Annotated in this window: 16 protein-coding genes and 1 pseudogene; 6 read left to right on the top strand and 11 right to left on the bottom strand. The window is 51.2% G+C overall.

Translation table 11 applies throughout. The features are described 5' to 3' along the window. Window positions 1–298 precede the first annotated feature (298 nt). On the top strand, window positions 299–853 hold the full coding sequence (locus ACH0WD_RS23910; protein WP_001285629.1) for a gamma carbonic anhydrase family protein: 555 nt from the start codon (window positions 299–301) through the stop codon (window positions 851–853). Here the strand turns inward: ACH0WD_RS23910 and ACH0WD_RS23905 are convergent. The 6 genes from ACH0WD_RS23905 to dprA are packed head-to-tail and all read right to left on the bottom strand — an operon-like array spanning window position 829 to window position 4,621. Next, window positions 829–1,086, bottom strand: a complete 258-nt coding sequence (locus tag ACH0WD_RS23905; protein ID WP_001070575.1) for a DUF1488 domain-containing protein — start codon at window positions 1,084–1,086, stop codon at window positions 829–831. The genes ACH0WD_RS23910 and ACH0WD_RS23905 overlap by 25 nt on opposite strands. Beyond that, window positions 1,083–1,901, bottom strand: coding sequence for a shikimate dehydrogenase (gene aroE, locus ACH0WD_RS23900; RefSeq protein ID WP_000451196.1), 819 nt, complete (start codon window positions 1,899–1,901; stop codon window positions 1,083–1,085). The genes ACH0WD_RS23905 and aroE overlap by 4 nt, the downstream gene beginning before the upstream one ends. A 4-nt stretch (window positions 1,902–1,905) precedes the next feature. Next, window positions 1,906–2,478, bottom strand: coding sequence for an L-threonylcarbamoyladenylate synthase type 1 TsaC (tsaC, locus tag ACH0WD_RS23895; protein WP_001063613.1), 573 nt, complete (start codon window positions 2,476–2,478; stop codon window positions 1,906–1,908). 4 nt (window positions 2,479–2,482) lie between these two features. After that, window positions 2,483–3,025, bottom strand: a complete 543-nt coding sequence (locus ACH0WD_RS23890; protein ID WP_001129713.1) for a type I DNA topoisomerase — start codon at window positions 3,023–3,025, stop codon at window positions 2,483–2,485. 26 nt (window positions 3,026–3,051) lie between these two features. After that, window positions 3,052–3,525, bottom strand: a complete 474-nt coding sequence (smg, locus tag ACH0WD_RS23885; protein WP_000460663.1) for a DUF494 family protein Smg — start codon at window positions 3,523–3,525, stop codon at window positions 3,052–3,054. Continuing rightward, a complete protein-coding gene (gene dprA / locus ACH0WD_RS23880) occupies window positions 3,497–4,621 on the bottom strand; it encodes a DNA-protecting protein DprA (RefSeq protein ID WP_000124529.1) in 1,125 nt (374 codons plus the stop codon). The genes smg and dprA overlap by 29 nt, the downstream gene beginning before the upstream one ends. Before the next feature lie 131 nt (window positions 4,622–4,752). On the opposite strand from dprA, the gene def reads away from it, so the two are divergent. From def to mscL, 5 genes are all read left to right on the top strand, one after another. After that, complete coding sequence (gene def / locus ACH0WD_RS23875; protein WP_000114987.1) at window positions 4,753–5,262, top strand: peptide deformylase; 510 nt, start codon at window positions 4,753–4,755, stop codon at window positions 5,260–5,262. Between the two features lie 15 nt (window positions 5,263–5,277). After that, on the top strand, window positions 5,278–6,225 hold the full coding sequence (gene fmt, locus ACH0WD_RS23870; protein ID WP_001285165.1) for a methionyl-tRNA formyltransferase: 948 nt from the start codon (window positions 5,278–5,280) through the stop codon (window positions 6,223–6,225). 51 nt (window positions 6,226–6,276) lie between these two features. Then, entirely contained in the window at window positions 6,277–7,566 is a 1,290-nt protein-coding gene (gene rsmB / locus ACH0WD_RS23865) for a 16S rRNA (cytosine(967)-C(5))-methyltransferase RsmB (protein WP_000744612.1), read from the top strand. A 21-nt stretch (window positions 7,567–7,587) separates the two neighbouring features. After that, window positions 7,588–8,964 carry a Trk system potassium transporter TrkA gene (gene trkA, locus ACH0WD_RS23860; protein ID WP_000691374.1) on the top strand — a complete coding sequence of 459 codons (1,377 nt, stop codon included), beginning with the start codon at window positions 7,588–7,590 and terminating at the stop codon, window positions 8,962–8,964. A 141-nt stretch (window positions 8,965–9,105) separates the two neighbouring features. Continuing rightward, window positions 9,106–9,519 carry a large-conductance mechanosensitive channel protein MscL gene (gene mscL, locus ACH0WD_RS23855; RefSeq protein WP_000008119.1) on the top strand — a complete coding sequence of 138 codons (414 nt, stop codon included), beginning with the start codon at window positions 9,106–9,108 and terminating at the stop codon, window positions 9,517–9,519. Between the two features lies 1 nt (window position 9,520). On the opposite strand, the pseudogene ACH0WD_RS23850 reads toward mscL, so the two are convergent. From ACH0WD_RS23850 to ACH0WD_RS23830, 5 genes and pseudogenes are all read right to left on the bottom strand, one after another. Beyond that, window positions 9,521–9,724, bottom strand: a pseudogene (locus ACH0WD_RS23850) (alternative ribosome-rescue factor A); the annotation flags it as partial. A 57-nt stretch (window positions 9,725–9,781) separates the two neighbouring features. Continuing rightward, window positions 9,782–10,207, bottom strand: a complete 426-nt coding sequence (gene zntR / locus ACH0WD_RS23845) for a Zn(2+)-responsive transcriptional regulator (RefSeq protein ID WP_000285588.1) — start codon at window positions 10,205–10,207, stop codon at window positions 9,782–9,784. A 10-nt stretch (window positions 10,208–10,217) separates the two neighbouring features. After that, the gene (locus ACH0WD_RS23840) at window positions 10,218–10,586 is read right to left on the bottom strand and encodes a DUF1992 domain-containing protein (protein WP_000266515.1); all 369 of its coding nucleotides are present in this window, start codon (window positions 10,584–10,586) and stop codon (window positions 10,218–10,220) included. A 107-nt stretch (window positions 10,587–10,693) separates the two neighbouring features. After that, window positions 10,694–11,077, bottom strand: coding sequence for a 50S ribosomal protein L17 (gene rplQ / locus ACH0WD_RS23835; protein ID WP_001216370.1), 384 nt, complete (start codon window positions 11,075–11,077; stop codon window positions 10,694–10,696). Between the two features lie 40 nt (window positions 11,078–11,117). Then, window positions 11,118–12,107, bottom strand: a complete 990-nt coding sequence (locus ACH0WD_RS23830; protein WP_001162094.1) for a DNA-directed RNA polymerase subunit alpha — start codon at window positions 12,105–12,107, stop codon at window positions 11,118–11,120. Between the last annotated feature and the right edge of the window lie 5 nt (window positions 12,108–12,112).

The following is a 12,112-nucleotide window of genomic DNA, read 5'->3' as shown; positions in this document are numbered from 1 at the left end:
GGTGGCGTATATTACGCTTTCCTCTTTCAGAGTCAACCCTGAATTTCAGGATTTTTCTCTTCAACCGACCGGCTGTTTGTGTGAAGTGATTCACATCCGCCGTGTCGATGGAGGCGCATTATAGGGATCCCATTTTTTTGCACAAGCGTTTTTTGGATCTTTTTTCCTGTTTGTTGATTTTTCATCCCTTTCGCTCCATTCCTGCGCAAAGTGGCGATTTTTTGATGCTATCTCCCCTTGCACAACGCCGTTAAAGCAACCAAAGTCTTCATGACTATTCATTTATGATGAGGTAGACATGTCTGACACATTACGTCCTTATAAGGATCTTTTTCCTGAAATCGGTCAGCGCGTGATGATCGATACCAGCAGCGTGGTTATTGGTGATGTCCGTCTGGCGGATGATATCGGGATCTGGCCGCTTGTGGTGATTCGCGGCGATGTGAATTACGTTGCGATAGGGGCTCGTACGAACATTCAGGATGGCAGCGTTCTTCACGTAACCCACAAGTCTCCATCCAATCCACACGGCAACCCATTAATCATTGGCGAAGATGTTACCGTTGGCCATAAAGTTATGCTGCACGGCTGTACCATCGGTAACCGCGTACTGGTCGGTATGGGCTCCATTGTGCTGGATGGCGCGATAATAGAAGATGACGTAATGATTGGTGCGGGAAGCCTGGTGCCGCAGCACAAACGGCTGAAAAGCGGCTATTTATATCTTGGCAGTCCGGTAAAACAGATCCGCCCCCTGAGCGATGCTGAGAGATCGGGCCTGCAGTACTCCGCCAATAACTATGTAAAATGGAAAGACGACTATCTTTCTCAGGATAACCATATCCAACCGTGATCGTCTTCCTGCTGGGCCAGGATTAATGCTTCAGCCTCTTCTTCCAGGTCCCAGCGATACTCACGAAAAATGGCCAGCCATTGCTCCGCTGTTTCTCCACCAAAGCGATACGCCAGTACATCTTTTTTTATTGCACACGTGAGTTGCATCCCATTAACCAGGGCGGGAAAGATGACAGCGCTGGCGGCAGTATCCCATTCTTCGCGGTCAGGAAATTGTATGGCCTGGTTCACGCTAATAATTCCTGCTGTAGCAGCTCAATCACTGGCTCGAACTGCGGTAATACACCGTGCCAAAGCAAAACGGCATGTGCAGCCTGCCCCACCAGCATTCCCAGCCCATCTGCGTAGCGTTTTGCGCCCTGTTGTACACACCAGGAGAGAAATGGCGTATTCCCTTTTTGATAGAACATGTCATAGCAACAGAGGGAAGGGTGAATAAGTGACGCCGGAATCGCCGGGATTTCGCCCCGTATGCCGCTGGAGGTCGCATTAATAATCAGGTCAAACTCACAACCATCCAGCTTGTCCATATCCGTGGCATGAACGCTGCCGGTATGAGCAAAGATTTTCGCCAACGCTTCGGCACGTGAAGCTGTACGGTTAGTGATAGTGACCGCGCAATCCAAAGAAAGCAGGGGTAACAGCACGCCCCGGGATGCGCCGCCCGCGCCAATCAGCAAAATACGCCATCCTGGGCGGATAAAATTTAAACGTTCGAGATCGCTTAATAAACCGATACCGTCAGTATTGTCGCCAAGCAAACGACCATCTTCCAGCCGTTTTAATGTATTGACGGCTCCCGCCAGCGATGCTCGTTCCGTTAACTCATCCGAACGCGCAAACGCCTCCTCTTTAAAAGGTACTGTGATGTTTGCGCCTTTTCCCCCTGCCGCGAAAAAGGCATCAAGCGTATTAATGAAATTATTAATAGGGGCCAGCACGCGACCATAGGGGTGGACAATATCTAGCTGCTGAGCAAATTGCTGATGAATAAATGGCGATTTGCTGTGCGCAATCGGATTTCCAAAAACAGCATAGGTTTCCATCATATTACCCCTGTCGAAACAGTTCGCCCGTCAGAGCATCGCGAATTTCTGAAGGATTTAAACGCCCACCCGTTGCGCCTTCAACCACCGGAAAATCATCGCCAAATTGCGCACGCACCTCTTCAACGGTACGACATGGCGGTAATCCGCTCAGATTGGCGCTGGTGGAAACCAGCGGTTTGCCATACGCATTGCATAGCGCGACCACCAGCGGGTGGTTGGTAACACGAACGGCCAGGGAATCAAAACGTCCCGTGAGCCACCGCGGCGTTGTCGCGGGCGCAGGAAAAACAAACGTTACCGGCCCGGGCCAGCAATCAAATACCGCTTTACGCTGTGCGGCGGTAAGTATGCTGTCATCAATATAAGGTTTTAACTGCTCAAAGCTGGCGGCAATCAAAATGAGTCCCTTATCGACGGGCCGTTGTTTTAACGCCAGCAGGCGCGTAACGGCTGTTTCACTATCGGGATCGCAGCCGACGCCGAAAACGGCTTCTGTTGGATAAGCGATGACATTTTCTTTATTCAGGAGATCTACCGCTGCGGCGATAGATCCTGTTGGCAGGTTATTATTCACTTGTTTATTCCACCGGAACCGGCTTTCCACATTGTTTACTGGCGCAAAAGCGCTTCACGCCCTGCGCGGTTTTCTTTTCGATGAGTAGCGGATAATGGCACTCGGGGCATTCCCCCGCAACCGGTGTGAAGTTAATGACGAACTGACATTCCGGGTAGCGATCGCAGGAATGAAAGATTTTACCGTAACGAGAACGGCGCTGGACCAAATGTCCTTGCTGGCAGGCTGGACAGGCTATCGCCGTTTCATCCGGTTTATCAATAACCACTGTATGTTCACATTGCGGATACTGACTGCATCCGATGAACATGCCAAAGCGCCCCTGACGCAACACCAGCACGGCGCCACACTCAGGGCACAGTTGCCCCTCCAGAATTTTAACGATATGTCCGTCCGCCTGACTTCTCAGCGGACGAACGTAATCGCATTCCGGATAGCGAGAACAACCGAGAAACGGACCATGTTTCCCGGAACGAATTACCAGTTCGGCCCCGCACTGCGGGCAGGGCTCATTTTTACGCACCGAAAACAGTGCTGATTTAGCCATATTCACTCATGCAGCATTAACACCTATCAATGCAGCATACCTTCATTTACCTCAAAGAGTAATTCTTCCATTTGCTGATAGGCGTTTTCACAGCCCGGAATGTTGAATAACACCATCAAAATAACCCATTTCAAGTCTTCCAGGTCAAACTCTGCGGTATCCAGCGCCAGCACACGCTCAATCACCATTTCTCGTGTTTCGAGGTTTAGCACCTGAATCTGCTCAAGGAATAACAGAAACCCCCGGCAACTGGCATCAAGCCTTTCACACTCTTCAACCGTATAAATGCGCATTGAAAGAGGGTCGGAAGCAAGTTGCATGGGTTCCGCGAGGCCATCCTGATAGTCAGCGAGTTTTTCCAGCCACAGCAGCGCATTGTAGATGTCTTCGCGATCAAACCCAGCGTCGGTGAGATCACGCTCCAGTCTGTCCTGATCCACGCGCAGCTCGGCTTCGTTATGGATGTATGTTTCAAACAAATACATTAGTACGTCGAACATGGCTTGCCCTCCTTAATCGGACATAGCCGCCGGGTACAGCTGCGATCCATCCTGCTAACTCCAGTTCGAGTAGCTGAGCCACTACCGCTGGCACAGGTTGGCCGGCACGTTCAGCGACGACGTCAACAGGTGTTACCTCATCTCCTACGTTAGCCAGGAGCTCAGGAAATGGCAATGCCGCCTCATCCTGATTTAGTGAATAAAGTGAATTTTCCGCCGTAGTTGGCAACCAGTGTAAGCCGTATTGCAAATTTTCCAGAATATCCTCCGGCGTCGTCACAAGCGTGGCCCCTTGTTTAATTAACCAGTGCGTTCCTTCGCTTCCCGGACTACCGATAGGACCTGGTAATGCAAAAACGTCCCGCCCCTGTTCAAGCGCGCAGCGCGCCGTCACCAACGAACCGCTGCGCAACGCCGCCTCGATTACCAGCACGCCTTTGCTCAGTCCGCTGATGATACGGTTTCTGCGAGGAAAATGTTGCGGTAGCGGAGGCGTTGAAAGCGGAAATTCTGAGACCACTGCGCCGCCGGTGGCAATCAAGTTTTCAGCCAGCATGGCATGTCGGCGAGGATAAATCTTTGCCAAGCCATTCCCTAACACCGCTACACTTTTTCCCCCCATACTCACCGCGGCGTTGTGTGCTACGCCATCAATTCCCCGGGCAAGGCCACTGGTGATCGTCAAACCGCTTTTCGCAAGGCTTTCGCAAAGCAGACGTCCCCAACGTTCTCCATACCAGGAGTGGCTCCGGCTCCCTACGACGGCAAGTTGGCAGGTATGCAGACAGGCAGGATCGCCGTCAATAAAAATAGCGCCGGGATAATCGTCAATAGCACGCAGTTGGGGAGGATAAATCTCACTATCCGCACACAGAAAATGGTGCTGCGGTAGTTCAAGCCAGCGTAATGTCTCATCAAGCACACCTGCTGGAAGCTGTAAAAAACGTTCAGCTTGCCGCGCGGTAAGACCAGCCTCCTGAAGGTGCGTGCGATTTATCTGAGGCTGGCGAATAAGCGAGTTCGCCATGTTCAACATCGCCTCGCCATAAAGGTCGCCGACGTACATTAAACGTAACCAAATTTCGGTACGGGCCATCCTTTCCCTCCCCTGCCACAAGCAGTCTGAACAATCTTTGCGATTGGTCACTGATGCTGTCAATCAGGTGGGGATTTGTCTAGAATAGAGGTAATAATCTTTTCAACTCCTGAACACAACTCTGGATAATTATGTCAGTTTTGCAAGTGTTACATATTCCGGACGAGCGCCTTCGCAAAGTCGCAAAGCCGGTTGAAGAAGTGAATGCAGAAATTCAGCGTATCGTCGATGATATGTTCGAAACGATGTACGCGGAAGAAGGTATCGGTCTGGCCGCAACGCAGGTCGATATCCACCAGCGGATCATCGTGATTGACGTTTCGGAAAACCGCGACGAGCGCCTGGTACTCATTAACCCGGAATTGCTGGAGAAAAGTGGCGAAACGGGTATAGAAGAAGGCTGTCTGTCGATTCCGGAACAGCGCGCTTTAGTGCCGCGCGCCGAGAAAGTGAAAATCCGCGCGCTGGATCGCGACGGCAACCCGTTTGAGCTTGAAGCGGATGGTTTGCTGGCAATTTGCATTCAGCATGAGATGGATCATCTGGTCGGTAAACTGTTTATCGATTATTTGTCGCCGCTGAAGCAACAACGTATTCGTCAGAAAGTAGAAAAACTCGACCGCCTGAACGCCCGGGCTTAAAGGACAAGAACCAACGTGTCAGATTCACTACGTATTATTTTTGCGGGTACACCTGACTTTGCAGCGCGTCATCTCGACGCGCTGTTAACTTCTGGACATAACGTTGTCGGCGTATTTACCCAACCCGATCGTCCAGCAGGTCGCGGCAAAAAGTTGATGCCCAGCCCGGTAAAAGTGCTGGCGGAAGAAAAAGGCCTGCCCGTTTTCCAGCCCGTGTCGCTTCGTCCTCAGGAAAACCAGCATCTGGTTGCTGACTTACATGCCGACGTCATGGTTGTCGTAGCATATGGTCTGATTCTCCCAAAGGCAGTGCTGGATATGCCCCGTCTCGGATGTATCAACGTTCACGGTTCGCTGCTTCCACGCTGGCGCGGCGCGGCGCCTATTCAGCGCTCACTCTGGGCAGGCGATGCGGAAACCGGCGTCACAATTATGCAGATGGATGTAGGGCTGGATACCGGCGACATGCTGTATAAACTTGCGTGCCCGATTACCGCAGAAGATACCAGTGGCTCACTGTATAATAAGTTGGCTGAACTTGGCCCGCAGGGGTTAATTACCACACTAAAACAACTGGCGGACGGCACAGCGACGCCTGAAGCGCAGAATGAAGCGCTGGTCACTCATGCGGAAAAGCTCAGTAAAGAAGAAGCGCGTATTGACTGGTCTCTCTCCGCAGCACAGCTGGAGCGTTGCATACGCGCCTTTAATCCGTGGCCAATGAGCTGGCTGGAAATCGACGGCCAGCCGGTAAAAGTCTGGCAGGCGTCCGTCATTGAGGACGCCACGCAGTCGCTGCCGGGAACTATTCTGGCCGCGACGAAACAGGGCATTCAGGTTGCAACAGGCAAGGGGATATTAAATTTGCTTTCGCTTCAGCCTGCCGGCAAAAAAGCGATGAGCGCCCAGGATCTGTTAAATTCACGCAGGGAATGGTTTATTCCTGGTAACCGTCTTGCCTGACGGTCACGTCTTTATACGCCCGGTGTTACCGGGCATTTTTATTTTATACATATGAAAAAACAAAACAATTTACGTAGTCTGGCGGCACAGGCCGTTGAACAGGTCGTCGAACAGGGACAATCATTAAGTAATGTGCTCCCGCCGCTGCAACAAAAAGTCGCCGATAAAGACAAAGCGCTACTTCAGGAGCTGTGCTTTGGCGTCCTGCGCACCCTCTCACAGCTGGAATGGCTGATCAATAAGCTGATGTCTCGTCCAATGACCGGCAAGCAGCGTACAGTGCATTACTTAATTATGGTCGGCTTTTATCAGTTGCTGTACACCCGCGTTCCTCCCCATGCGGCGCTGGCTGAAACCGTTGAAGGCGCGGTCTCCATCAAACGTCCGCAGTTGAAAGGGTTAATTAACGGCGTCCTGCGCCAGTTCCAGCGCCAGCAGGAAACGTTGCTTAATGAGTTTGCGACCAGCGATGCGCGCTTTTTACATCCCGGTTGGCTGGTAAAGCGTTTGCAAAATGCTTACCCCACACAGTGGCAACGCATTATTGAAGCGAATAACCAGCGTCCGCCTATGTGGCTACGTGTAAATCGTACACACCACACCCGCGACGGTTGGCTTGGCTTACTTGAAGACGCAGGCATGAAGGGATATCCCCATCCCGATTATCCCGACGCTGTACGTCTGGAGACGCCAGCTCCGGTACATGCTTTACCCGGTTTTGCTGAGGGTTGGGTAACTGTCCAGGATGCCTCTGCGCAGGGATGTGCGGTTTTTCTCGCTCCTCAGAACGGTGAGCACATTTTAGACTTATGCGCCGCGCCCGGCGGTAAAACTACGCATATTCTCGAAGTGGCCCCCGAAGCAGACGTGTTGGCGGTTGATATTGATGAACAACGACTCTCCCGCGTTTACGACAACCTAAAGCGTCTTGGGATGAAAGCGACAGTTAAACAAGGGGATGGACGTTATCCCGCCCAATGGTGCGGCGAGCAGCAGTTTGACCGTATTCTGCTGGATGCGCCCTGCTCCGCAACCGGCGTCATTCGCCGTCATCCAGATATCAAATGGCTGCGTCGCGATCGCGATATCGCGGAACTGGCGCAATTACAGGCGGAAATTCTTGATGCCGTCTGGCCGCGCCTGAATCCCGGCGGGACGCTGGTTTACGCCACCTGTTCCGTACTGCCGGAAGAAAACCGCGATCAGATCAAAGCCTTTTTGCAACGCACTCCCGATGCCGCGCTCAGCGAAACGGGAACACCTGATCAGCCAGGACAGCAGAATCTGCCGGGCGGCGAAGAAGGTGATGGGTTCTTTTACGCTAAGCTAATCAAGAAGTGATGAGATAACGGGCCACGACTGATGAAAATTATCATACTGGGCGCAGGGCAAGTTGGCGGAACACTGGCGGAAAACCTGGTCGGCGAAAACAACGACATCACGGTGGTTGATACCAACGGCGAACGATTACGCAGTTTGCAAGATAAGTTCGATCTACGCGTAGTTCAGGGGCATGGTTCGCATCCCCGCGTGTTGCGCGAAGCGGGCGCTGACGATGCGGATATGCTGGTCGCTGTCACCAGTTCAGATGAAACTAATATGGTTGCCTGTCAGGTAGCCTATTCACTCTTCAACACTCCAAACCGTATCGCCCGTATTCGCTCCCCGGACTATGTTCGCGATGCGGATAAACTCTTTCATTCTGAAGCGGTTCCGATTGATCATCTGATCGCGCCGGAGCAGTTGGTTATCGATAATATTTATCGTCTGATCGAGTATCCGGGAGCATTACAGGTTGTAAACTTTGCTGAAGGGAAAGTCAGTCTGGCAGTAGTAAAAGCCTACTATGGCGGTCCACTAATAGGTAACGCGCTCTCGACAATGCGAGAACATATGCCGCATATCGATACTCGCGTTGCCGCAATTTTCCGCCATGACAGACCAATCCGTCCTCAGGGCTCGACTATCGTGGAAGCAGGGGATGAAGTCTTCTTTATTGCGGCTTCACAGCATATCCGTGCAGTAATGAGCGAATTACAGCGTCTGGAAAAACCCTACAAGCGCATCATGCTGGTGGGCGGCGGCAATATCGGCGCCGGGCTGGCAAGGCGTCTGGAAAAAGACTATAGCGTTAAATTGATCGAACGCGATCAACAACGCGCCGCAGAATTGGCTGAGAAACTGCAAAACACGATCGTCTTTTTTGGCGACGCCTCCGATCAGGAATTGCTGGCGGAGGAGCATATTGATCAGGTCGATCTCTTTATCGCGGTCACTAACGATGATGAAGCCAATATCATGTCCGCGATGTTGGCTAAGCGGATGGGCGCCAAAAAAGTGATGGTGTTGATTCAGCGTCGAGCTTATGTCGATCTTGTGCAGGGTAGCGTTATAGATATTGCGATTTCTCCGCAGCAGGCCACCATCTCTGCATTACTGAGCCATGTGCGTAAAGCGGATATCGTCGGCGTTTCCTCACTACGTCGCGGGGTTGCCGAAGCCATCGAAGCCGTCGCGCACGGCGATGAAAGCACTTCCCGCGTGGTTGGCCGCGTCATTGACGAAATTAAACTGCCGCCAGGCACCATTATTGGCGCGGTCGTTCGCGGTAATGATGTCATGATTGCTAATGACAATTTGCGCATTGAACAAGGCGATCACGTCATTATGTTTTTGACCGATAAAAAGTTTATTACCGACGTCGAACGTCTGTTCCAGCCAAGTCCTTTCTTCCTCTAATTTAAGGGGCGCTCATTCAGCGCCCTTTTTAATTCCCTTTATTTATCAAGGTTTAATTTATTTCGCTAAACAGAAGCCGTAAATGGAAAATGCCTTAGCATTTGTTAAACTTATAACGTCAGCTGCATAGGGAGAATAAAAATGAGTTTTATTAAAGAATTTCGCGAATTCGCGATGCGCGGGAATGTTGTGGATTTGGCAGTGGGTGTCATTATTGGCGCGGCATTCGGTAAGATTGTTTCTTCACTGGTTGCCGATATCATTATGCCGCCGTTGGGATTGTTAATCGGCGGGATCGACTTTAAACAATTTGCTTTTACGTTACGCGAAGCGCAGGGAGATATTCCGGCGGTCGTCATGCATTACGGCGTGTTTATCCAGAACGTATTTGATTTTGTGATTGTGGCCTTTGCTATCTTTGTTGCCATTAAGCTTATCAACAGACTCAACCGTAAAAAAGCAGAAGAGCCGGCAGCTCCGCCAGCGCCTTCTAAAGAGGAAGTGTTATTGGGCGAAATCCGCGATCTGCTGAAAGAACAAAATAACCGTTCTTAATAAGCAGAAGGCCAGTGGTAAAAAAGTTACTTACTTTCTTGCCACTGGCCTCCCAGTTCCCCCGGTTACCGTGTTTACCTTTGCGCAGATAGCTTCCTTTGCCTTTCTTATTTTTTTCAACGCGTTGTCTGAAAAGGGGATCGTGCAGTAATGCCTCAATGGCATTGTCCTTTATCTGCCCTTTCTTATGTTGATAACGACTCATAATGTCTCCCGATTGTATAAATTAACGGCGCGAGTGTAGCCCCGCCGGTTCAATAAATCAACATCCTGATTTCGCTCCACTGGCCCCCTGTTCCAGGGCTTCCAGAATGGAACAATAGACGCTACTGTGGGCCGTTCCGCAACAAGCATCATTAAGCCTTTGTAACGAACGCTGCATCGTTTGCAGTTCCGCAATCCTGGCTTCAACCTCCTGCAATCGCTCTTGCACAATACTTTTTGACTCCTGACAGGTATGGTGCTCAGGATCAATTCGGATCGATAAAAGTTCGCGGATCGACTCAAGCGTGAAACCCAACTGCCGAGCATAACGAATAAACTTGAGACGCTGCAGATCGTTTTCGGTATACAGACGAAACCCGCCTTCAGTACGTACCTCATGATCCATCATCTGCTGTTTTTCATAGTAGCGAATGGTATCAGGCGTTACGTCTGCCAGCTTTGCCAGCTCACCAATGCGATACATACAAGCTCCGTTAATTATCGTTGATTTTATGCAGCAGTTTTTCTGCATACTCACCGTGTAAAAAGTCGGTACTCAACCCAGCCTGCCGAAGTTTTAGTTCAAGCAGCGAGAGCTGGCGACTAACCTGATGGTATCGAGGGTCATCTTCCCGGATACTGTTGAGGATATCAAGTAACTGAATAGCATCTCTGCGCTGCTCCAGTTCAGGGGGAAGACAGCCCGCATTCTTGAGTAAGCGATAACCCGCACGAAGTTCCGCCGGCACATGAGAATCATCATCCAGAATAAGCGGCTCGCCGCGGCCAGGCAGATTATCAAACTCGCCTTTACGCTGTGCCTCGATAATATGACGCTCTGCCCACTGGTCAAGTAACCACATGTGTCGCTCCAGGGATTGAACGAAAAGAATACAATTATTGTAGATATGTGGGGTTCAGGAGGGTATAAAAAAACCCGCCGAAGCGGGTTTTTTTACGTTACTACAGATTACTCTGCAGCAGCTTCTGTTTTCTCTGAACGATCAACCAGCTCGATGTATGCCATCGGCGCGTTGTCGCCTGCACGGAAGCCACACTTCAGAATGCGAGTGTAACCACCGGCGCGGCTCGCGAAACGCGGGCCCAGCTCGTTAAACAGTTTTGCCACGATCTCGTTATCACGAGTACGGGCGAATGCCAGACGACGATTAGCAACGCTATCAGTCTTGGCAAGAGTAATCAGCGGCTCAACTACGCGACGCAGCTCTTTCGCTTTAGGCAGGGTCGTCTTGATGATTTCATGACGAACCAGTGAACCTGCCATGTTGCGGAACATAGCCTGGCGATGGCTGCTGTTGCGGTTCAGTTGACGACCACTCTTACGATGGCGCATGACCTTATCCTTCTCAGTAAAACCTTAACCTGTGATCCGGTTACTCGTCAGCGATGCTTGCCGGTGGCCAGTTTTCCAGGCGCATACCCAGAGACAGTCCACGGGAAGCCAGCACGTCTTTAATCTCGGTAAGAGATTTTTTACCCAGGTTAGGCGTCTTAAGAAGCTCAACCTCGGTACGCTGTACCAGATCACCGATATAGTGGATAGCTTCTGCCTTGAGGCAGTTAGCAGAGCGGACAGTCAATTCCAGATCGTCAACAGGGCGCAGCAGGATCGGATCGAATTCTGGTTTCTCTTCTTTCACTTCCGGTTGACGTACATCACGTAAATCAACGAAAGCTTCCAGTTGTTCAGCCAGGATGGTTGCCGCACGACGAATCGCCTCTTCAGGATCGATTGTGCCGTTGGTTTCCATTTCGATGACCAGCTTGTCCAGGTCGGTACGCTGTTCTACACGCGCTGCTTCAACATTGTAGGCAATACGCTCTACAGGGCTGTAGCAGGCGTCGACCAGCAGACGGCCGATTGGGCGCTCATCTTCTTCCGAATGAATTCGGGTAGAAGCCGGCACATAACCACGACCGCGCTGAACTTTGATACGCATACTAATAGACGCGTTTTCATCGGTCAGGTGGCAGATCACGTGCTGCGGCTTGACGATTTCGACATCCCCATCATGGGTGATATCGGCTGCAGTCACAGGGCCAATGCCAGATTTATTCAAGGTAAGAATAACTTCATCTTTACCCTGAACTCTCACCGCCAGCCCTTTCAGGTTGAGCAGGATTTCCAGGATGTCTTCCTGAACGCCTTCTTTGGTGCTGTACTCATGTAGTACACCATCAATCTCAACCTCGGTCACCGCGCAACCCGGCATCGATGAGAGCAGAATACGGCGCAGTGCGTTACCCAGAGTATGGCCGAAGCCACGCTCTAAAGGCTCAAGGGTCACCTTGGCGTGCGTCGAACTCACTTGCTCGATATCTACCAGGCGCGGTTTTAGAAACTCTGTCACAGAACCCTGCATTGTGT

It is taken from the genome of Salmonella sp. 2020_1395 (genome assembly GCF_043848115.1).
Classification (GTDB): domain Bacteria; phylum Pseudomonadota; class Gammaproteobacteria; order Enterobacterales; family Enterobacteriaceae; genus Salmonella; species Salmonella enterica.
Note: the sequence above shows the minus strand (reverse complement) of the source record. Positions and strands in the feature narration are given on the sequence as shown.